Here is a 21,654-nt window from a genome sequence, read left to right as displayed (position 1 = left end):
CGGTCACGTTGGTCGGTCCGGTCGGACCGACAGACCGTGGCAGCCCAACCGGCTGCTTACCCGCCAGTCTACGAGGGGGGTCGCGGGTCGGAAAGCGGGACGACCCATGGCCGGGCCGGATTTTCCGTCCGCCGCAGGTCGCCGCGCCCCAACAGGCTCGCGGGACGCACCATGGAACGCCCGAATCGGGCAGCGGCGGCATCGGCGGCCGCCTCCGCGTCCCGCCAGCCGTGCTCGGGCGCGTCGAGCGCGAGCTGCCGGGGTGTCTGGCCGCCGTCGCTGAGCCCTTCGACCCGTACGCCGATCAGCCGAATCCGGTCACCCGGGGCGAGGGCGTCGAACAACGCCCAGGCGGTGTCGAACACCTCCCGGGTGCTGTCGGTCGCCCCCGCGAGGGTGCGGGACCGGTTGACCGTCCGGAAGTCGGCGAACCGCACCTTGATCGACACCGTCCGCCCCACCTGTCCGGCCCGGCGCAACCGGACCCCGACCTTCTCCGCGAGCGCGAGCAGGGCCCGCCGGATCGCCTCCGGCTCGGCCAGGTCGGTGTCGAACGTGACCTCGGCACCGATCGACTTCTCCGCGTGCTCCGGGCTGACCCGGCGCGGATCCCGCCCCCAGGCCAGCTCGTGCAGGTGGGTCGCGGCCGCCTCGCCCACGCCGGTGCGGAGCAGCCCGACCGGCGCCTCGGCGATGTCCCGGACCGTCCGCAGGCCGAGCCGGCGCAGCGTCTCGGCCGCCCGCTCCCCCACCCCCCAGAGCGCCTCGACCGGCAGCGGGTGCAGGAAGTCGAGCACCTGGCCGGCGGGGACCACGATCATCCCGTCCGGCTTGGCCCGGGTGGAGCCGAGCTTGGCCACGAACTTGGTCGGCGCCACCCCGACCGAGCAGGTCAGCCCCTCCTGCTCGGCGACCCGGGCCCGGATCAACCGGGCGATCCCGGCCGGCGGGCCGAGCAGCTTGCGCGCCCCGGCCACGTCGAGGAACGCCTCGTCCAGCGAGAGCGGCTCCACCAGCGGGGTCACGTCACGGAAGATCTCCATCACCGCCCGGGAGGCGGCCGTGTACTGCGCGAAGTCGGGCGGCAGGAAGACCGCCGACGGGCAGAGCGCCCGGGCCCGCATCGCCGGCATGGCGCTGCGCACCCCGTACGCCCGGGCCTCGTAGCTGGCCGAGCTGACCACGCCGCGCGGGCCGACCCCGCCGACCACGACGGGCCGGCCGCGCAACTCGGGCCGGCGGCGGACCTCGACCGCGACGAAGAAGGCATCCATGTCGACGTGCAGGATCGGCGAGCCGGAGTCGTCGGCGTCCGGGCCGAAACGCGGATCACCGCCACGTGGCACGGACTGGCTACGACCCATACCGGCAGGCTAACCCGGGGGTACGACGGCCACGCCGCCCGGGAACGCCCGACGTCCGGGCTGGCCTGCGGCGAGAGACTAGCGGCTGGCTGGGAGTGGCGGTCGAGGTTCTGCGGTCATCGAGGATCAGGGCGGCGATGCAGACACTTTCCGCGGACGATGACCGCGCGCGGCCTGTCGAGTTGGTCGAGGTCGCTCCGGGGATCGGCGTCGAAGACGACCGCATCGGCCGGGGCTCCGTCCACCAGGCCGGGCAGACCGAGGTAGGACCTGGCAGTCCAGGAGGCAGCGGCGATCGCCTCGTGTGGTGGCACGCCGGCGACCACCAGAGTGCGGATTTCGTTGACGATGCCGCCGTGTGGGCGTGAGTCCGTACCCGCCAGCACGGTGACGCCGGCCTCGACGGCGGCAGCTGTGAGCTGGCCGTGCACGCTCGCTCCCGACACGTACCACCGCCTGCGTGAGCTGTCCGGCTCGGCGGAGACCCGCCGCAGGGAAGCCGTGATCACCGAGAGTGTCGGTGTCAGCGCAATGCCCTGCTCGGCCATGCGCGGCAGCAACGTGGGGTCCAACCCCATGCCGTGTTCCACGGAGTCCACCCCGGCCTCGACCGCGACCGTACCACCGGCCGGGTGCTGTGAGTGCACCGCAAGACGCCCGCCCACCGCGTGTACGTGTGCGACAGCCTCGCGCAGTACCTCCACCGGCATGACATCGTCGCCGACGTGCCAATCGATCACGATTTTCGCCCACCCGGTACGAGCCGCCTGCTCGGCCGCGACGGCGGGCAACTCGGCCGGCTCCGGACGGCGGCCCCAGCCCTCGAAGAACTGGCCGTGCTGAGCGATCCACGGACCAGCATGGAAGGCTCGTGGGCTGTCGTCCGTGAGACCGAACCAGTCAGGCGGATCGCCCGCAAGACCGGGAGCCCTGATGAGCGCAACTCCCGACGCCAGATGCGCTCGAAGATCCTCCCGCAGGACGCTGAGGTCCAGTGGTTGTCCCGGCGCCTCCGCTCCTGGATGCGTGTGCGCGTCGACCAATCCGGGCAACAGCCAGCCTTCGGCTACCAGCTCGGCGCCGGCGACCGGATCCGAGGTCCATCTGTCACCGTCGGCATAGAGGTCGACCGGTTCCGCCTCGGGAAGCGCGAAACCACGGACCCGCAGTACCGTCATCAGCCCACCCCCGCGCCCGAGTCCCAGCCGACCTGGGCGGCATGCTCGACATGCCGTCCGGCGCATTCGAGGCTACCGAGTCACGACCTTCCCGACCATGGCGCGACAACGGACCGACGAGAGCTAGCTCCCGGGCGAGGGTACGACCAGCAACGGGATCGTCATCTCGGTCGCCGTGCAGGAGCCGTGGTAGGCGACAAGCGTCGTCTCGAGCGGGTTGTGCGTCTTCGAGGCGAGCACCACGGTCGCCCCCAGGCAGGCGGCCACCACGTCACCGATGCGCGGCAGGTGCGCCTCGGGCACCGGCCCGAACCAGCCGGCCGAGACCGCCTCCTCCCGGGTCGCCACCCAGGCCTGCTCGCCGAGCACCTCAGACCAGGCGGCCACCACGTCGGCGGTCGCCCCGGGCAGGGTGTGCAGGTAGCGGACTCGGGGCTCGCCGGCCACCACCCGTATCCCGGCCCGCAGCCGGGGGTCGGTGTCCAGGTCGTACCGTCCCTGCGCCGGGATGTCGAGCTGGCCGTGGTCGGCGGTGACCAGCAGCGCCGCGTCCGGCGGCAACCCGTCGACCAGCCGGGTCACCAGACGGTCGACCTCGGTGACGGCGGAGCGCCAGTCGGCGGAGTCGACACCGCTGAGGTGACCGTGCCGGTCCACGTCCGGGTGGTAGCCGTAGACCAGGGTCGGGCCGTCCCCGGCGCCGAGCGCGCCGAGCATCTCGGTGGCCAGGGCGTCGACGTCCTCCGCGCCCCGGTACACCGGACTCCGGTACGCCGCCACGCTCAGCCCGGTCCTCGTCAGGGCCGGCCGGCTCACCACGGTCACCGCCACCCCGGCCGCCCCGGCCCGCTGCAACTGGGTCGGCAGCGGCTGCCACCGACGCGGATCGGGGTAATCCACGACTCCGGCGGGCGACCCGCCGGCATCGGCGCGCGGCCCATCAGCACCGGCGGACGGCCCATCGGCACCGGCGCGCGGCCCATCAGCACCGACGGGCGGCCCATCAGCACCGACGGGCGGCCAGGAACCGCTCGGGCGGTCGCCGCCGACCGGTGAACCCGGGCCGCCGCCGGGGACGTTCGGGCCGTCGACCGGTGAGCCGGGCCAGTCGATGTGCGTGAGCACCCGGTCGGTGCCGGGCACGTTGACGTGGAAGCCGAGCACACCGTGCGCACCGGGCGGGGCCCCGGTGCCGAGGCTGACCAGGCTGGTCGGGGTGGTGGAGGGGAAACCGCAGGTGAGCGGGCGCCCGAACCGGTCGGCCAGGTCGGTCAGCACCGGCGCGTGCGGGGCGGCGACCGGCAACTGGTACCAGCCGAGCCCGTCGACCAGCAGCACCGCGATCCGGCGTACGCCCGGCAGCCGGTCGGCCAGCCGCAGCGGGTCGCCGGCCGTCGGGTCTTCCACCGGCACACCGAGCACCGACAGCGCGCTCGGCAGCACGTCGGCGAGGCTGCCACCGAAGTAGGCCGGCCGGACCAGGTCGAGTGGGCCCGTCATGCCGGGCAACGGGCGAAGAGGTGCAACTGGGCGGCGATGTCCCGGTACGGCGGCTGGGCCGCCGCGGCCAACTCCAGGTCGAGCAGGGCCGCCGGATCCGCCTCGGCGGCCACCGGCGGGATCAGGTCGGCGAAGACGCGTACCCCGTGGGTCTGCTCGACCTCCAGCCCGGCGGCGGTCAGCAGCGCGGCGGCGCTGTCGGCGTCGTAACGCCGCCGCAGGGTGTCCCGGGACCTCGCGTGCCCGTCCGGGTCGCGCAGCAGCGTGGCGGCGACATCGAGGTGCCCGTTCGTGACCCGGCTGAGCACGGCGGCGGCCCGGTTCGCCACCAGTACGCTGGCCGCGCCGCCCGGCCGCAGCGCGGTGCGGATCGCCCCTACCACCTTGGCCGGATCGTCGACGACCTCCAGGACGGCGTGACAGAGCACCAGGTCGGCGCCGGCCGGTTCGACGAGGCCGGCGAGAGCGTCGCCGTCGCCCTGCACCGCGCGTACCCGGTCGGCGACCCCGGCCTCGGCGGCCCGCCGGGTCAGCGCGGCCAGCGCGTCCGGACTGGCGTCGACCACCATCACCCGGTGGCCCGCCTCGGCCAGCGGCACCGCGAACCCGCCGGTCCCGCCACCGACATCGAGCACGGTGAGCGCCCGCCCCGGCTGCCGGTCAAGCTCACGGCGCAGCACGGCCCAGACCACGGCGGTACGCGGCCCGATCGCCGCCGGGCCGGTACGCGGCCTGTCCGCCGCAGGGGCAGCACCCGGCCTGTCCGCCGCAGGGGCAGCACCCGGCCCGGTCGCCGCCGGGCTGGCCGGTCCGCTGCGAGTTGGCTCCACCCTTCGTCCCACCCTTCGCTCCACCCGACGAGCCTAAGCCACCCGGGGCAGCCGGTCGCGCCGGCGCCAAGGCTGTTAGGAGGGGGCCCTTCTACAACAGAAAGCGATAAGCGGGGGCCCTTCCTTACACCTCTCAGCGGAAGTCGCGGGAGGCGGGGGTGACGGGTGGGGTGATCGCGTCGAGCCGGTCGGCGACCAGGTTGGTCACCCCCTCGTGCCGCTCCAGCCGGCCCCGCACGAGCAGGGCGTTGCTGGTCCGGGCCACCCTGCGGTAGCGCTGCCAGAGCCCGGGTGAACAGGTGACGTTGAGCATGCCGGTCTCGTCCTCGAGGTTGACGAAGGTGACCCCGCCGGCGGTGGCCGGACGCTGCCGGTGGGTGACGATGCCGCCGACCCGGATCCGGGTGCCGGGCTCGATCCGGGCCAGCCGGGCGATCGGCACCGCACCGGCCGCGTCGAGCTGCGCCCGGACGAACTGGGCCGGATGGCTCTCCGGGGAGAGGCCGGTGGCCCAGACGTCCGCGACCAGCCGGTCGACGGCGTCCATCCCGGGCAGGGTCGGCGCCTCCGCCCCGGCGATGGTGCCGGGCAGCCGGCCCGGCCGCTCCTGCGCTGCCGCGCCGGCCGCCCAGAGCGCCTCCCGCCGGGTCAGCCCGAAGCAGGCGAAGGCGTCCGCGGTGGCCAGCGCCTCCAGCTGCGCGGCGGTCAACCTGACCCGGCGGGCCAGGTCCGCCATGTCCCGGTACGTCCCGTGCGCACCCCGCTCCCGCTCGATCTTCTCGGCCAGGTCGTCGCCGATGCTCCGCACCCCGGCCAGCCCGAGCCGGACCGCCGGGCCGCCCAGCCCCCACCGGTGCGGCGGCTCGCCGGGTGCGCTCCCCCACCGGGTTTCCGGGGTCGATTCCAGCGTCGCCCTGGCGTTGCTGGCGTTGATGTCCGGGCGGCGTACCTCGACGCCGTGCCGGCGGGCGTCGTCGACCAGGGTCTGCGGCGAGTAGAAGCCCATCGGCTGGGCGTTCAGCAGCGCGGCCAGGAACGGGCCCGGGTGATAGCGCTTGAGCCAGGAGCTGGCGTAGACCAGGTAGGCGAAACTCATCGCGTGACTCTCCGGGAAGCCGTAGCTGGCGAAGGCGGAGAGCTTCAGATAGACGTCGTCGGCGACCTCGCCGACGATGCCCCGCTCGGCCATCCCGGCGTAGAGCCGGTCGCGGATCTGCGCCATCCGCTCGGCGGAGCGCTTCGACCCCATCGCCCGGCGCAGTTCGTCGGCGCCACCGGCGTCGAAGCCGGCCAGGTCGATCGCGAGCTGCATCAGCTGCTCCTGGAAGAGCGGCACCCCGAGGGTCTTCTCCAGCGCGTTGCGCATCAGCGGGTGCGGGAAGGTGACCGGCTCCAGCCCGTTCTTGCGCCGGATGTACGGGTGCACCGAGCCGCCCTGGATCGGGCCGGGCCGGATCAGCGCCACCTCGACCACCAGGTCGTAGAAGCACTCCGGTTTCAGCCGTGGCAGGGTGGCCATCTGCGCCCGGCTCTCCACCTGGAACACCCCGACCGAGTCGGCCCGGCAGAGCATGTCGTAGACCTCGGGGTCGTCCAGGGACATCGCACCCAGGTCGAGGGTCGACTCGATCATGTCGTACGCGTAGTGCAGCGCGGAGAGCATGCCGAGGCCGAGCAGGTCGAACTTGACCAGCCCGACGCTGGCGCAGTCGTCCTTGTCCCACTGCAGCACGGTGCGGCCCGGCATCCGCCCCCACTCCACCGGGCAGACCTCGATCACCGGCCGGTCGCAGATCACCATCCCGCCGGAGTGGATGCCGAGATGCCGGGGAAACGTCTGGAGTTCGTTCGCGTACGTGACGACCTGCTCGGGGATGTCGTCCACGTCGACCGCCGCCACGCTCCCCCACCTGTCGATCTGCTTGCTCCAGGCGTCCTGCTGCCCGGGAGAGAAGCCGAACGCCCTGGCCACGTCCCGCACCGCCGACCTCGGCCGGTACGAGATGACGTTGGCGACCTGGGCGGTGTGTTCCCGGCCGTACCTGGTGTAGACGTGCTGGATCACCTCCTCGCGGCGGTCGGACTCGATGTCGACGTCGATGTCGGGTGGGCCGTCCCGCTCGGGGGCGAGGAAGCGCTCGAAGAGGAGCTGGTGCCGGACCGCGTCCACGTTGGTGATCCAGAGCGCGTAGCAGACCGCCGAGTTCGCCGCCGAGCCCCGCCCCTGGCAGTAGATGTCGTTGTCCCGGCAGAATTTCACGATGTCGTAGACCACCAGGAAATAGCCGGGGAAGCCGAGCGCCTCGATCATCCCCAGCTCGTGGTCGAGCTGCCGGTACGCCTCCGGGTGCGCGTCCCGGGGACCGTAGCGGTGCAGCGCGCCGGTCATGGTCAGCTCGCGCAGCCAGCTCATCTCGGTGTGCCCGGGCGGCACCGGGTAGTCCGGCAGCCTCGGCGCCACCAGGTCGAGGTCGAAGGCGAGCTCGGCGCCGAACTCGGCGGCCCTGGCCACCGCGCCGGGATGGGCGGCGAACCGGGCCGCCATCTCGGCCCCGCTGCGCAGGTGGGCGGTGCCGGCGGCGGGGAGCCAGCCGTCGATCTCGTCCAGGCTGCGCCGGGCGCGTACCGCCGCCACCGTGGTGGCCAGCCGGCGCCGCGACGGGGTGGCGTAGTGCGCGTTGTTGGTGGCCACGGTGGGCAGCCCGGCGGCGGCGGCCAGCTCGGCGAGGGCGTCGTTGCGGTCGCCGTCGTACGGGTCGCCGTGGTCGGTCAGCTCCACCGCCACCGTCTCCGCCCCGAAGAGCGCGGTCAGCCGGTCCAGCTCCCGGGCCGCCGCCTCGACCCCCTCGGTGAGCAGTGCCGCCGGCACCGTCCCCTTGCGGCAGCCGGTCAGCACGAGGACGTGGTCCTTCAGCTCCTCGGCGACCTCTTCCAGCTCGCCGTAGACGGGGCGGCCCTTCTCGCCGCCGCGCAGTTGCGCCCGGGCGATGGTGCGGGCCAGCCGGGCGTACCCCTCGGGGCCGTGCGCGAGTACCAGCAGGTGCCGGCCGAGCGGGTCCGGTTCGCCGTTGCCACTCCGAGAAAACGCTCCGCGTTTCCCCGGGGACCCCGGCTGTGGGCCGGGCAGCCCGAGCGAGAGTTCGGCGCCGAAGATGGTGGGCAGCCGCAGCGCCCGGGCCGCCTCGGCGAACCGCACCACCCCGTAGAAGCCGTCGTGGTCGGTCACCGCGAGCGCGGTCAGCCCCAGCCGGGTCGCCTCCTCGGCCAGTTCCTCCGGGTGGCTGGCGCCGTCGAGGAAGCTGAAGTTGGTGTGTGCGTGCAGTTCGGCGTACGGCAGCGTGCCCTCGGCCGGGGCGGGCAGCTCCGGCGGGGTGTAGCCGGGGCGCTTTCGGGCCCAGGCCGGCGAGTCCCCGCCGTCGGCGTCGACCGCGAGCGGATCCACCACGTGCAGGTGTCCGCCCCGGCGGTGCGGGCGTCCGGAGAGCGTTCGTTCCAGCTCCGACCAGGGCATGTCGGGATTGTGGAAACTCATCGGGTCACAGCCCGGCCCTGGTCACAGCCCGGCCTTAGTCATAGATCGCCTCCACCCACCAGCGCCCACCGGCGAGGGAGAGCAGCATCGCGGCGCCATCGGCCAGCCCCACCTGAAACCGTGCCCGCCGGCTGGCCTCGGCCGGAGCCCACCAGCGTTCGTCGACCGGCCAGGGTCCGGCCCAGCCGACGATCTCACCGGCCCAGACCGCGGCCCCACCGGCCCCGACGGTGGCCGTGCCAGTCCGAGCCGCGGGCTCACCGGCCCGGACGGCGGCCTCACCCGTCCGAGCTGTGACCTCACCCGTCCGGACGGCGGCACCGGCCGGACGGATGCCGGCCGGCGCGCCGATCTCCAACCGGGCCGGCGGCGCACTCACCTCCAGGCGGGCGGTGACCCGGACCGGTTCACCGGCGGCGTCGAGGACGGCCGCCGGCATCGGCTCGGGCAGTACGACGGCGGGGGCCGGTGCCGGCAGTCGGCCCGGCCAGGGCGGTGCGGGCGGCCGGAGCGGGACCCGTTCGTCGCCCCACGGCACGAACCGGGCCTGCTCGACCGGGGAACGCCCGCCGCCGAGCACGGCGGTGACCACCGCGTCGGGGCCGAGCAGTCCCTGTACCCGGCTCAGGGCCCGGCGCGCCCGCTCGCGTTCCTCTCCGGTCTCGCCCCAGAGCCCCGGTTGCAGGCCGAGATGGGTCAGTATTCCCTCGGGGACCAGCCGCAGCCGGATGATTCCGGCGGTCGGCCGGACCGGACCGGGCCGGCCGGCACCGGGGCGCCGGCTGGTCCCGGAGAGCCAGCCGTCGAGCTGCCAGCGCACCCGGTCGGCGATCGCCGCCGCGGTCAGCAGGCCGTCGTGCCGCCAGACCCGGTGCAGTTCCTGGCCGTGCGCGGTGACCGCCTCGATGCCGAGCCGGGTGCAGGCCAGGGCGTGCCCGGCGAGCCTGTCGTGCAGCCGCTCGGCGAGCGCCCGGGCGGCGAACGCGGCGGCGTCGACCCGGTCCAGCGGCTCGTCGTACGTCTCGGTCACCGCCAGGTCGGGCGGCGGGCGCCGGACCGCGAGCGGCCGGTGGTCCTGACCGCTCGCCAGCCGGTGCGCCAGCGCCCCGTCGAAACCGAACCGGGCCAGGACGTCCCCGGCGGGCAGCGCCGCGAAGTCGCCCAGGGTCCGCAGGCCGAGCCGGCGCAGCAGGTCGACCAGGTGCGGCCGGCCCAGCGCCGCGATCGGCAGGCCGGCGAGAAACTCCGGGGTGCCGCCGGGCGGCACGATCCGCCCGGTCCGGGCGGCCAGCCCGGCGGCGAAGATCCCGTCGGCAACGCCGAGCTGGCTCTCCACCTCGCAGGTCTGGGCGACGTGTTCGACGATCCGTTCGGCAGCCCGCAGCTCGCCGCCGAAGTAGCGGGCCGGCCCACGGGCGGCGACCCCGCACATCCCCGGACGGATCACCTCGACCCCGGCGACGACCTCCTCGACGGCGGCGACCACCGACTCGAAGGCGCGGGCGTCCCGACCGGGGTCGTGCTCCACGACGGCCAGGTGCCGGCAGCGGCTCTGCGCCTCCCGCTTGCGCAGCCCCGGTCGCACCCCGTCGGCGCGGGCGGCCGGAGAACAGGCGACCACCCGGTTGGCGTGCAGCACCGCGACCGGGGTGGCGGCGGAGATCCCGTCGACGATGTCGGCCGCGACCACCGGCCAGTCGGGGCACCAGACCAGCATGGCGCGTACGGCGGCGCGCTGCGGCGACACGTCGATCCACACCTCCTTGACCTGCAGTTAAGCCGATCTTAGAACGTGTGTTCGAGTCGCGTTGTCCCGGCCCCGCCATCCGGACCGGGCCAGGGCACCAGCTCCCGCCGCCCACGGCCGGCCACCACGGGTTGCCCGGGTGGGATAGCGTGTCGCCCGTTCTATGGGGAGATCCCAACATCTCGGGGAAAGGCTGTCACTTGTCACGTTGGAAGAACGCCGCGGTCCTGACGGTCTCCGCGCTCACGGCCCTGGCGTTGACCGCCTGCGGTTCGGGCACGGACACGCCGGGCGAGTCGAAGCAGCCGAGCGTACTGGAGCAGCTCGCCAGCGACCTCAAGGGTTCGCTGCAGAAGGTCGTCGACAAGACCGGCACGACCGATTCCGTGACCATGGCCATGGAGGGCACGGCGGCCGGCGAAAAAATCAAGATGCAGGGCTCCCTGGACCTGCGTGACCCGGTCAAGGCGGAGATGACGATGGAGGGCCCCGACGGCGCTCCGACGACCATCCGGATGATCGGTGCCGTCATCTATGTCGAGGTGCCCGAGGCCGACCGCGCGGACCTGGACGGGAAGCGCTGGTTCAAGATGGACCTGAGCGCTGCCAGCGCCCAGGCGGGGATGGACTACACCAAGCAGCTCGAGGACGTCGACCCCACCAAGCAGGTCAAGACGCTGCTGGCGACCGAGGGGACCACCGTCGTCGGTGAGGAGACCCTGAACGGGGTGCCCACGGTCCACTACACCGTCACCGCCCCGGTGGCGACCTATCTCGGGCAGCTCGAGGCCGACGCGCGCAAGACGGTCGAGCAGGAGCTGGCCAAGAACGGCGTCAAGGAGGTCAAGATCGACCTCTGGGTCGACGAGCAGTACCTGCCGCGTCGGGCGCACATGGTGATGGGCACGATGAGCGACATGAAGATCGATTACACCGACTACGGCAAGCCGGTGAACATCGAGACTCCGGCCGCGTCGGAGACCGCCGACTTCGCCGAGATGTTGAAGGATCTGCAGGGCCTCACCGGCTGACGGTCACCCGGGCTTCCCGCCGTGTTCCCCCGCTCCGGAGCTGTCGAGGAGCGGGGAACACGGCGGAGGCCGGGCGCGGAACGTCACCACGTCCGGACGACGGTGAGCGAGCTTCGCCGCGCGGTGGACCCGACCGGCGCCGCCGGGGCCGCCGACGCCGCCCGACGGTCACCCGGCAGCCACACCCGGATCTCCTTGGGGCGTACGGCCGCACCACGCCCCCGGGCCGAGATGGTCACCTCCCGCCGCCGTAACCTGCCGCGCCCCTGCTCCAGCCCCTCCCACCGGCCGTGCAGCACCTGGAGGGTGAGGTCGGCTCCGGTCCAGCGGCCGTACGGCACGAAGACGCTGCCGCGCTGCCGGGCCCGGGCGGCGAGCCGGTCGGCGACCGAGGCGGAGACCGTGCCGGGTACCGCCGCGACCACGACGTCAACCCCGTCGACCAGGGCGGCGACCACGGTCGCCCACTCCGGACCGGGATGGGGGACGAGGGCGAGCCGGTCCAACGCGATGCCGAGTTCGGCAGCGGCGACCGCACCGAGCGTGGGCATCCCCACCACGGCACACCAGGCGCCGACCCGGGATGCCTCGACGAGCAGCGCCAGCATCAGCGAGGTGCCACCGCTGGAGCCGGGGCGGCCGACCGCCACGGTGCTGCCGCGCCGTAACCCCCGCTGGGGCAACAGCCCGGCCAGTTCCGACAGCACCGGCAGGGTCCGGAGCGGATCGGTCGTCGCCGGGTCGCTCGCCGGTCGCACCAGCCCGGCCAGGGCGGTGGAACCGCGCACCATCCGCCCCGCCATCGTGCCCCCCGTGTTCCCGTAGGCCGCCGTGTTCCCGTGGGCAGGGTTTCCGGGTCGGCCGGTTGCTTCCCGTGTCTGTGGTCGGCGGTTATCTCAGGCGGCGGCCATGCCGTCGAGCACCGGCTGGTGTGCCACCCCGAGCGCCACCTCGATCACCGCGACGAACTGCTCGGCGGCGCGGAGCAGATCGTCGGCCTCCCGGGCGCTCACCACCCGGGGAATGCCCGCCTCGGCGGCGGCCCGCTTGGTGGCGCCGGTGGCGAAGTAGTTGGCCCACTCGCCCAGCTCCGGGGCGACGACCACCAGCAGTGCCCAGACGCTGGTGACCCGGTTTCGGCGGGTGGGTGCGGGACGGGCCCGGGCGGCGAGCATCGCCGCCGCCGCGCGCAGCGCGGCCAGGTGCGCGGTGGCGTACCGCAGGCCGTCGGGACGGGTCTCGGCGGCCTCCGCCAAGCCCATCCGGGCGATCGTCAGCAGTTGGGCCGGGGTGCGGTGCGGCAGCACGTGCGTCGGCACCGTCGGTGCCTGGGCCTGGCTGGTCGGCATGGGACTGTCTCCTCCGCGTCACCCGATTCACCGCGTCACCCCGCGCCGGCCGACATGACCGCGCTGGTCAGCGCCAACACCTCCGCGCTGGTCAGCGCCAACACGTCGGCGCCGGCGAGCGCCAGCACGGCGGCCGAGGGCGACGCACCTGGTCTGACTGGTCCGCTGCGGAGGAAGACGCAGCGGTGTGTGGCCGGCCGGATGTGGACGCTTCCCCACACCCACACCCGACCGGCCGAACCCGGCGGGTTCGTCGTCCGCCGCCCGGGGGTCGTGGGCGGCGGACGACGACCTGCCTGGTGGGTCCGGACTCGCGGATCCGGATCCCGTGCGGTCCGCGAAACCGCACTCGGGAGTTACGCCGCGAACGTCACCCCCGACGTCAGCCCGAGCGCCCGACCGGCAGGGCGACTCGAATCGACACCCACCCAATCGAACACTCGTTCTAACTACTGGAGAGAGTACACCCCGGCACCGACAAAAACGCAAGCGTCCGCGACCACCCGGTGCGTCCGTCGGGTACGGGTCAACACCAGTTCAGCGTGGAGTTGTTCCGGGTGACGTTCCGGATGACGTTGTTGGCGCCGCCGCAGGGGCTCTGGGTGATGTTGGTGTTGGTCACCGTCAGGTTCTGCAGGGTGATGTTCGAGGAGATCGGGAACTCGCTGCGCGCCGCGATCCGGACCTCGCCGCCGCCGGTCACCGTCCCGGACTGCCCGGCGATGGTGACGTTGTAGCAGTTCTCGATCAGGATCGAGTTGTTGCCGGTGTTCGAGATGGTCACCCGGTCGATCACCGCGCCGCCGCTCTCCGAGACGCAGAAGATGCCACGCCCGCCGCCCCGGGCGATCACGTTGCCGACCCGGATGTTCGTCGGATAGCTGCTGCCCACCCGACCGTTGCGGTTGGCCATCCGGAACCCCGCGTACCCGGTGCCGGCGCCGGCGTTGTCGGCGTCGACAGTGCCGACGGTGGCGTTGATGGTGTCGTTGAGCAGCAGTCCGGACCCGCCGACGCTGCGGGCGGTGACGGTGCCGACGGTCAGCCCGTCCACCCCGTACGTCTCCACGCCGTGGGTGCCGCTGCCCTGGACGTACACGGTGTCGATCCGGATGTTGCGGGCCTTCACCGCCCGGTCGCCGCCGTGGTTGTCGATCCGCACCCCGAGGCCGCCGGAGAGCCGCATGTCGATCTGGCCCAGCGTCAGGTTGTTCACGTTGCGCATGAAGATGCCGTAGAGCGGCGACCCGGTCAGGTTGAGGTGCTGCACCTCGATGTCGGTGGCGCCCCGGGCGTACACCGGGGCCTGGTCGCCGGAGCCGGAACCGGTCACGTTGATCGTGCCGCAGACGTCCAGGACCGTGTAGCTCGGCAGCGAGATCCGGGAGTTGGCGCTCACCGAGCCCGAACCCCGGACGACCACCCGCTGCTTCGAGGTACGCCCCGACGACAGGCTGTTCACCGCGGCCTGCACCGCGGAGCGCATGTCGCTGCCGGTGTAGACGGTGCTGCCGCCGTTGCGAGCGGTCCAGGTGCCGCCGTTCAGCACCGCCTCGGCGTTGAACGAGCCGCTGCCGCAGCCGTTGCCGCTGCCGCCGTCGCCGCCGCCGGAGCCGACCCGGATCATCTGCCACTGCTGGTTGTAGCCGTCCAGGTCCTGGTACTGGGCGATGATCCCGCCGTCGGCGGTGGACCACTCCCAGACGTCCAGCGCCTTGCCGCTGTGCCGGCTGATCAGGCGCACGTGTCCACCCTCGGAGTCGGCGACCCCGAAGTGCTGGCGGGTGGTGCCGTTGTCGGCGTTCTGGATCAACTGGGTGCCGTCGGAGGTGTTCGGCATCTCCAGGAACTTGCCGCTGTGCCGAGACCTGATCTTGTAGTAGCCGTTGCCCGCGCTGACGAACTGCCACTGCTGCTGGTTGCCGTCGTTGCGGGCCCACTGCACGATCGGCGCGCCGTCGTTGGTGGCGAAGTCGTAAAGGTCGAGCGCCTTGCCGCTGTGCCGGGAGACGAAGACGTAGTAGGCGCCGGTGTCGATGGTGGCCGCCGTGGCGGGCGACGCACCGACCGCGGTGCCGGCGCCGGCCAGCACGGCGGTGAGCGCCAACGCCAGGCCGGCTCGCCAGCGACGTCGTCGCGACCGGCGGTCGGGTGGCGTCCGGTCGGTGGTGGTGAGCGTCATGGGTCCTCCTGAGCGGGGAACGGTGGCCTGGGAAAGCTCGGTGCCGGGCAACAGGCCAGGCAGGACGGATTGGATCGGAAAGGGCTTTCCCACTGTCCGCAACGTATCGAATCGTTTCAATGAAGTCAACGCCGCCGAAGGAACCGTGCACCACCTCCCACGCCCCTACTCCAGGGCCGGGCTCAGTAATGACCAAAAGCTGTTCGGCTCCTGACCGATGGCCGGCTACCCTCTTCCGGTGACGACTCGCAGGCCGGCCCTCGGCGTACTCCTGGTGCTCTCGTCGGCGGTGCTCTTCGCCGTCAACGGCACCGTCTCCAAGCTGGTGCTCCGAGCCGGCGTCGACGCCGCGCAGCTCACCCTGATCCGGGCCGCCGGGGCGTTCGCCGGCCTGCTCGCCCTGAGCCTGCTGCTGCGACCGGGCGCCCGGCGGCTCCAGGTCACCGCGGCCCACCTGCCGCTGCTGCTCGCCTACGGGCTGGCCGGGTTCTTCCTGACCCCGATGCTCTACTTCGTGGCCATCTCCCGGCTGCCGGTCGGCATCGCGCTGCTCTTCGAATACACGGCCCCGCTGCTCGTCGCGCTCTGGGCCCGATTCGGTCAGCACCAGCGGGTACGCCCCCGGCTCTGGGGCGGGCTGGCCCTCAGCCTCGCCGGCCTGGCCTGCGTGGCCGAGGTCTGGGGAGAACTCACACTCGACGGCCTCGGGGTGCTCGCCGGCCTCGCCGCCGCCGTCATGCTGGCCGGCTACTACGTGCTCGGCGCCCGGGGCGTCCGGGAGCACGACACGCTCTCCCTGACCACCTGGGCGTTCGGCGCCGCGGCCGTGGCCGGCCTGCTCACCCGGGCCGTCACCGACGGCACCGGGGGCTGGGCGCCGCTGGGCGCGACCAGCGGTGGCGTCCCGGTCGCGCTGCTCTGCGGGTACGTCGTCCTGCTCGGCTCGATCCTGCCCTTCCTGCTGGTGGCGGCCGCGTTGCGGCACCTGCCGGCGACCAGCGTCGGGATCCTCGGCATGACCGAGCCGGTACTCGCCGCCGCGGTCGCCTGGCTCGCTCTCGGCGCCGGCGAAGTGCTCAACGCCGCCCAACTCGGCGGCGGCCTGCTGGTGCTGGTCGGGGTCGCGCTCGCCGAGACGGCCCGGACCGCCGAACCCTCCGCCGAGCCGCCGGCGGATCCACCGCCCGCGCTCGTTCCCGACGTGCTCGCGACGCCCCGCTGACCTCCCCGGTCCCGGGGCAGATGTGACACCGCCGGAAGGCAAGATAGAGGTCATGCAGTCACATCCGAACGTGCAGACGGTGCAGGACGCGCTGGAGAACGCGGGCGCGCGCGACGGTTCCGGAGCGCCCAGCCGGGTCCGGATCCTGCCCGAGGCCGTGCACACCGCCGCCGCTGCCGCGACGGCCCTCGGAGTCGAGGTCGGCCAGATCGCCAACTCCCTGATCTTCGACGCGGGCGGCGAGCCGCTGCTGGTGCTCACCTCGGGCGCGCACCGGGTGGACACCGCCCGGGTCGCCGCTGGCCTCGGGCTGACCGCCCTCAAGCGGGCCACCCCGGAGTTCGTCCGGGAGCACACCGGCCAGCCGATCGGCGGAGTCGCCCCGCTCGGGCACCCGAAGCCGATCCGTACCCTGGTCGACACCGCGCTCGCCGACCACCCGGAGATCTGGGCGGCCGGTGGCGTGCCCCGGGCCGTCTTTCCGACCACCTCCGCCGAGCTGCTGCGGATCACCGCCGGCAGCTCCGTCGAGGTGGCGTGAGCGGGCCGGACCGTGTTGCGGCCGGACGGGGCAGGCCCGAACCGTCCGGCGACCCGCCACCGGTACGGCTGGTCACCCTGCACGTCTGGCGGGTGCCGCCGCGCGCCCTGGTCCGGGCACTGACCCGGCTGGCCGTCGACCGGCGCCGGCTGCGGGCGCTTCCCGGCGTACGCTTCGGCAAGCTGCTCGGCACCGGGACGGGTGACGGCTTCGGGCCGACCGACGCCGACCTGACCCGCTGGGCCGCGCTGGTCGTCTGGGCCGACCCGAGGCAGGCCGCCGCCTTCGGCGAGAGCCCGGTCGGGCGGGCCTGGCGCCGCGTCGCGGTGGCCGAGGCCCGGCTCGACCTGCGGCCCCTGGCCAGCCGGGGCCGGTGGTCCGGAGTCGAGCCCTTCGGTGTGCCCCGCCCCCCGACGGAGGACACCCTCCGGGCACCCTCCCCGGCGACGGGTGCCCGGACGACAACCGCACGGGATGGGCACGTGCTGGCGCTCACCCGGGCCCGGCTGCGCCCGTCGCGGGCCGGCACCTTCTGGCGGGCCGTCCCGCCGGTGGCCGCCGCACTGCGGGACGCGCCCGGCCTGCTGGCCCGGTTCGGCGTCGGGGAGGCCCCGCTCGGCTGGCAGGGCACCGTCAGCGTGTGGCGGAACGCGACGTACCTGCGCCGGTTCGCGTACCGTTCCCCCGAGCACTGCGCGGCGATCGACCGCACGTCCAGCGCACGCTGGTACGCCGAGGAGCTGTTCGCGCGGTTCGAGGTACGCGATCTCGCCGGTGACCCGGCCGTGCTCGGCTGGGTCGCGTCCGGCGACGACCGGGAGCCCGGCACCGGCAGGTAGTGAGGAGCAGACAACCATGAGGCTGGTGCCATGGAAACCGGACGATCTCGCCCGGCGGCTCGACGACGTGGTGGCGGTCTACGGCGAGGCGATGGGTTACCGGTCCGAGCTGCTGGAGGCGCGGCGCGGCTACATCGCGACCCACGTACGCCGATCCGGGTTCCGCGCCGTCGCCACCCTCACCACCAGCGGTCACCTGGTCGGCTTCGGCTACGGGTACCTCTCCGCCCCCGGCCAGTGGTGGCACGACCAGGTGTACAACGCCCTGCCCGGCGACGCCCGCAAGACCTGGTTCACGGACTGCTTCGAGGTGGTCGAGCTGCACGTCCGGCCCGCCGCCCAGGGGCACCAACTCGGTGCCCGCCAGCTCCGCGCCCTGCTCGGCATGGCCGAGGGCAGCACCACGCTGCTCTCCACCCCGGAGGCGGACGAGCAGACCTCCCGGGCCTGGCGGCTCTACCGGCGCTTCGGTTTCGTCGACGTGCTGCGCGACTTCCGCTTCCCCGGTGACGAGCGCGCCTTCGCGGTCCTCGGCCGGGACCTGCCGCTCACCCCACCGGAGCGATGACCGCCGGAGACACCCCCACCGGAGGCAGGGCCGCCAGACGTGATCCCGCCGGAGGCAGGATCGCCGGCCGGTTGAGCTGGCTGCTGCTCGGCGTACTGGTGCTGGCCCAGATCGGCTACCCACTCACCGGCGGTGCCGATCGGGCCCGGCTGACCGTCGCCACGGTCTGCCTCGGCTATCTGCTGTCGGTGGGTCACGCCCTGCTCAGCCGGGGCCTCCGGGTCGCCACCGGGCTGGTGCTGGTCACCACCGGTGGTGGACTGGCGGTCGAGGTGCTCGGGGTGGCCACCGGCGTGCCGTTCGGCGGGTACGCCTACTCCGGCCAGCTGGGCCCGAAGCTTGCCGGGGTGCCGCTGGTGATCCCACTGGCCTGGACATGGATGGCCTGGCCTGCCTGGCTGGCGGCGGTCCGGCTGACCCGGTCGGGGACGGGTCGGGTCGCCCTGGCCGCGGTGGGGCTGGCCGGCTGGGACCTCTTCCTCGACCCGCAGATGGTCGCCGAGGGCTACTGGAGCTGGCAGGACCCGCACCCGGCACTGCCCGGGGTACCGGGCGTACCGGTCGGCAACTACCTCGGCTGGCTGCTCTTCGCCGTACTGCTGATGGCGCTGCTCGGGCCGGTCGCCGGCCGGGCCGCCGCCGCACCGGCCGGTCCCCGGGACGACGCACCCATGTACGCCCTCTACCTCTGGACCTACCTCGGCAGCATCGTCGCGCACGCGGTCTTCCTCGGCCTGCCCGCCTCGGCCGGCTGGGGGGCGCTGGCCATGGCCGCCGTCGCCCTCCCCCTCGCCTGCAAGGAGGGGGCCCTTCTACAACAGAAAACGATAAGAAGGGGCCCTTCCTTACACCCCGACCGGCCGGCGGGATGAGCGGCGGCCCCATGGTCGCCTGGGCGGTGGTGGTGGCCGTCGGCCTGCTCACCGGGCACACCTGGTGCAACGCCGGCCGCTGGCTGCGCCGCCCGCCGTCCGGGCCCGTCCGCGCCGGCGAGCCGGTCGCGGTGCTGCTGCCGGTACGCGACGAGGCGACCCGGGTCGCGCCGTGCCTGCGGGCGCTGCTCGCCCAGCGGGGCGTACCCGAGCTGGAGATCGTGGTGCTCGACGACGGCTCGACCGACGGCACCACCGAGGTGGTCCGGGCGGTCGCGGCCGGGAACCCCCGGGTACGCCTGCTCGGCGGCGCGCCGCTGCCACCGGGCTGGCTCGGCAAGCCGCACGCCTGCCAGCAGCTCGCCGACCGGGCCGGGCCGGACGCGACCGTACTGGTCTTCGTGGACGCCGACGTCACGCTCGCCCCGTACGCCGTCGCCGCCGCCGTGCACACGCTCCGGTCGGCCTCGGCGGTGCTGCTCTCGCCGTACCCCCGGATCGTCGCCGGCTCGCCGGCGCAGCGGCTGGTCCAGCCGCTGTTGCAGTGGCTCTGGCTGACCTTCCTGCCGCTGCCGGCGATGGAGCGTTCGCGCCGGCCGAGCCTGGCCGCGGCCGGCGGCCAGTTCCTGGTGCTGGATCGGGCCGGTTACCGACGGGCCGGCGGGCACGCGGCGGTCCGGAACCGGATCCTCGAGGACATCGAGCTGGCCCGGGCGGTGAAGCGTTCCGGCGGCCGGATCGCGCTCGCCGACGGCTCCGGGCTGGCCGACTGCCGGATGTACGGATCCTGGGCCGAGCTGCGGGACGGCTACGCGAAGTCGCTCTGGGCGGCGTTCGGCCCGCCGGCCGGGGCCGCCGCCGTGCTGTCCCTGCTGCTCCTGCTCTATGTCCTACCGCCGCTGCTCGCCGTCGCCGGGGTGCTGACCGGCGCGCCGACGGTGGCCATGGCCGGCCTGCTCGGTTATCTGCTCGGGGTGGCCGGTCGCCTGGTCAGCGCCGCGTCGACCGGCGGCCGCGGCTGGCCCGACGCTTTGGCACATCCGTTGTCGGTCGTGGTCCTCGGTTGGCTCACGTTCCGGTCGTACCATCTGCGAAGGCGGGGGCGGCTGCGTTGGCGGGGCCGACCGGTGCGCTGAGCGCGGTGGGGGCCGCGACGGCGCGCACGTGGCCGGCGGCGGGTGCGCACCCGCGCCGCTCCGGCCACCGGTACGGCGACGACGGTTGACCGGAACGAGGGGGCGGACGGACGTGAGTCGGGTGGTCGTCATCGGCGCGGGTGTGGGCGGTTTGGCCGCCGCGGCCCGATTAGCGGCACTCGGCCACGAGGTCACCGTCTACGAGCGGTCCGATGTGGTCGGTGGCAAGCTCGGCCGGCGCACCCGGGAGACTCCGGTCGGGACGTTCCGCTTCGACACCGGCCCGAGCCTCTTCACCCTGCCGCAGGTCTTCGCCGACCTTTTCGAGGCGACCGGCGCCAAGCTGGACGAGTATCTCGACCTGGTGCCGCTCGACCCGATCGTCCGGCACGTCTTCCCGCCCACCGCCGGGTCGACGGCGCGGTGGGTCGCCGCCGGGCCGGGAGCCGTCACCGAGCCGGGCCCCGTAGCCGAGCCGGGAGCCGCTGCCGAGCCGGGCCCCGTCGCCGGGCCGGGAGCCGTCACCGAGCCGGGAGCCGCTGCCGAGCCGGGGCCCGCCGTGGGCGCGGCGGCGGTGCTCGACTCCTGTGCCGATCCGGCGGTCTTCGCCGAGCGGATCGCCGAGGGGTTCGGCGCCGAGGCCGCCGAGGACTGGCGCCGGCTCTGGCGCCGCGCCGAGCGGATCTGGACGGCCTCCTGGCGGGACGTGCTGCGCCGGCCCGTCGACTCGGCCCGGGACCTGGCGGGACTCTCCTGGCGACTCGGCGACCTGGCCGCGATCGCCCCCGGCGGTACGCTGCGCGGTCTCGGCCGGCGCTACCTGCGCGACCCCCGGCTCCGGATGATGCTGGACCGGTACGCGACCTACACCGGCACCGATCCGCGCCGGGCACCGGCCGCGCTCGCCGCGATCCCGTACGCCGAGCTGACCTTCGGCGGGTGGTATCCGCGCGGCGGGCTCGGCACCCTCGCCGACGCGCTGCTCTCCCGCTGTCTCGACCTGGGTGTGGTGGTGGCGACCGGTAGCACTGTCACCGGCATCGAGGCGGCCGGCGGCCGGGTCCACGGGGTACGCCTGGCCGGCGCTGTCGCCCCGGTCCCGGCGGAGATCGTGGTGGCGAACACCGACGCGCTCACCCTCTACCGGGAACTGCTGCCGGCCCCCGACCGGCTCGCCGGGCTGACCGAGCGCAGCCTGGCCGGCTTCGTACTGCTGCTCGGGGTACGCGGTGAGACCGGCCTGGCGCATCACAACGTCTTCTTTCCCGCCGACTACGACGCCGAGTTCGACGCGGTCTTCGGCGACCCGGGTCGGGGCGTACCGGCCCGACCGGTGGCCGACCCGACGGTCTTCGTCAGCGTGCCCGACGATCCCCTGGTGCGGCCGGCCGGGCACGAGGCGTGGTTCGTGCTGGTCAACGCGCCCCGGCAGGCACGGTCGCTGGGTGGGATCGACTGGCGCCGGCCGGGCCTGGCAGACGCCTATGCCGACCGGGTGCTGGCGGTACTGGCCGAACGCGGCGTCGACGTGCGGGACCGGCTGGTCTTTCGCGAGCTGCGTACCCCGGCCGACCTGGCCGGGACGGCGGGCGCGCCGGGCGGGGCGATCCACGGCAGTGTCGGTGGGCTGCTGCGACCGGCGAACCGGGGTCCGGTCCGTGGCCTGTTCCTGGTCGGTGGCTCCACCCATCCCGGCGGTGGCCTGCCGATGGTGACGCTCTCCGCGCAGATCGTCGCGGACGAGATCGGCCCGGCCTGACCCC

The 21,654-nt window shown here is 73.9% G+C and carries 16 protein-coding genes and 1 pseudogene; 8 read left to right on the top strand and 9 right to left on the bottom strand.

Translation table 11 applies throughout. From position 1 onward, the window contains the following. Positions 1-68 precede the first annotated feature (68 nt). The 6 genes from ACN28C_RS14860 to ACN28C_RS14835 form a co-directional block, all read right to left on the bottom strand. Positions 69-1,364, bottom strand: a complete 1,296-nt coding sequence (locus tag ACN28C_RS14860; RefSeq protein WP_422774043.1) for a DNA polymerase IV — start codon at positions 1,362-1,364, stop codon at positions 69-71. 116 nt (positions 1,365-1,480) lie between these two features. Continuing rightward, the gene (locus tag ACN28C_RS14855; RefSeq protein ID WP_422774042.1) at positions 1,481-2,542 is read right to left on the bottom strand and encodes an amidohydrolase family protein; all 1,062 of its coding nucleotides are present in this window, start codon (positions 2,540-2,542) and stop codon (positions 1,481-1,483) included. A gap of 123 nt (positions 2,543-2,665) precedes the next feature. After that, positions 2,666-4,042 carry an alkaline phosphatase family protein gene (locus tag ACN28C_RS14850; RefSeq protein ID WP_422774041.1) on the bottom strand — a complete coding sequence of 459 codons (1,377 nt, stop codon included), beginning with the start codon at positions 4,040-4,042 and terminating at the stop codon, positions 2,666-2,668. Then, positions 4,039-4,752: a methyltransferase domain-containing protein gene (locus ACN28C_RS14845; protein ID WP_422774672.1), complete on the bottom strand. Its 714-nt coding sequence runs from the start codon at positions 4,750-4,752 to the stop codon at positions 4,039-4,041. Before ACN28C_RS14845 ends, ACN28C_RS14850 begins: the two co-directional genes overlap by 4 nt. Positions 4,753-5,005: 253 nt before the next feature. Continuing rightward, positions 5,006-8,404, bottom strand: a complete 3,399-nt coding sequence (locus ACN28C_RS14840; protein ID WP_422774040.1) for an error-prone DNA polymerase — start codon at positions 8,402-8,404, stop codon at positions 5,006-5,008. A 34-nt stretch (positions 8,405-8,438) separates the two neighbouring features. Next, positions 8,439-10,121: a DNA polymerase Y family protein gene (locus tag ACN28C_RS14835; protein WP_422774671.1), complete on the bottom strand. Its 1,683-nt coding sequence runs from the start codon at positions 10,119-10,121 to the stop codon at positions 8,439-8,441. A gap of 230 nt (positions 10,122-10,351) precedes the next feature. Between ACN28C_RS14835 and ACN28C_RS14830 the strand changes: the two genes are divergently transcribed. After that, positions 10,352-11,182, top strand: coding sequence for a hypothetical protein (locus tag ACN28C_RS14830; protein ID WP_422774039.1), 831 nt, complete (start codon positions 10,352-10,354; stop codon positions 11,180-11,182). A 70-nt stretch (positions 11,183-11,252) separates the two neighbouring features. Here ACN28C_RS14830 and ACN28C_RS14825 read toward each other — a convergent pair. The 3 genes and pseudogenes from ACN28C_RS14825 to ACN28C_RS14815 all read right to left on the bottom strand — a co-directional run. Further along, positions 11,253-11,973, bottom strand: a pseudogene (locus tag ACN28C_RS14825) (hypothetical protein); the annotation flags it as partial. Between the two features lie 105 nt (positions 11,974-12,078). Next, positions 12,079-12,531 (bottom strand): SAV_6107 family HEPN domain-containing protein, encoded by a 453-nt coding sequence (locus ACN28C_RS14820; RefSeq protein WP_422774038.1) that lies wholly within the window; start codon positions 12,529-12,531, stop codon positions 12,079-12,081. Between the two features lie 526 nt (positions 12,532-13,057). Further along, positions 13,058-14,713 carry an RICIN domain-containing protein gene (locus ACN28C_RS14815; RefSeq protein WP_422774037.1) on the bottom strand — a complete coding sequence of 552 codons (1,656 nt, stop codon included), beginning with the start codon at positions 14,711-14,713 and terminating at the stop codon, positions 13,058-13,060. Positions 14,714-14,951: 238 nt separating this feature from the next. On the opposite strand from ACN28C_RS14815, the gene ACN28C_RS14810 reads away from it, so the two are divergent. The 7 genes from ACN28C_RS14810 to ACN28C_RS14780 are packed head-to-tail and all read left to right on the top strand — an operon-like array spanning position 14,952 to position 21,650. Beyond that, positions 14,952-15,935 (top strand): EamA family transporter, encoded by a 984-nt coding sequence (locus ACN28C_RS14810; RefSeq protein WP_422774036.1) that lies wholly within the window; start codon positions 14,952-14,954, stop codon positions 15,933-15,935. 52 nt (positions 15,936-15,987) lie between these two features. Then, the gene (locus ACN28C_RS14805; protein WP_422774035.1) at positions 15,988-16,476 is read left to right on the top strand and encodes a YbaK/EbsC family protein; all 489 of its coding nucleotides are present in this window, start codon (positions 15,988-15,990) and stop codon (positions 16,474-16,476) included. After that, positions 16,473-17,315: a monooxygenase gene (locus ACN28C_RS14800; RefSeq protein WP_422774034.1), complete on the top strand. Its 843-nt coding sequence runs from the start codon at positions 16,473-16,475 to the stop codon at positions 17,313-17,315. The genes ACN28C_RS14805 and ACN28C_RS14800 overlap by 4 nt, the downstream gene beginning before the upstream one ends. A 16-nt stretch (positions 17,316-17,331) precedes the next feature. After that, complete coding sequence (locus ACN28C_RS14795; protein ID WP_422774033.1) at positions 17,332-17,883, top strand: GNAT family N-acetyltransferase; 552 nt, start codon at positions 17,332-17,334, stop codon at positions 17,881-17,883. 59 nt (positions 17,884-17,942) lie between these two features. Beyond that, on the top strand, positions 17,943-18,755 hold the full coding sequence (locus ACN28C_RS14790; protein WP_422774670.1) for a carotenoid biosynthesis protein: 813 nt from the start codon (positions 17,943-17,945) through the stop codon (positions 18,753-18,755). Positions 18,756-18,766: 11 nt separating this feature from the next. After that, positions 18,767-19,891, top strand: a complete 1,125-nt coding sequence (locus ACN28C_RS14785; RefSeq protein ID WP_422774669.1) for a glycosyltransferase family 2 protein — start codon at positions 18,767-18,769, stop codon at positions 19,889-19,891. Positions 19,892-19,919: 28 nt separating this feature from the next. Further along, positions 19,920-21,650, top strand: coding sequence for an FAD-dependent oxidoreductase (locus tag ACN28C_RS14780; protein WP_422774032.1), 1,731 nt, complete (start codon positions 19,920-19,922; stop codon positions 21,648-21,650). Positions 21,651-21,654 lie beyond the last annotated feature (4 nt).

The organism is Plantactinospora sp. WMMC1484, assembly GCF_049315195.1.
Classification (GTDB): Bacteria; Actinomycetota; Actinomycetes; order Mycobacteriales; family Micromonosporaceae; genus Plantactinospora.
Note: the sequence above shows the minus strand (reverse complement) of the source record. Positions and strands in the feature narration are given on the sequence as shown.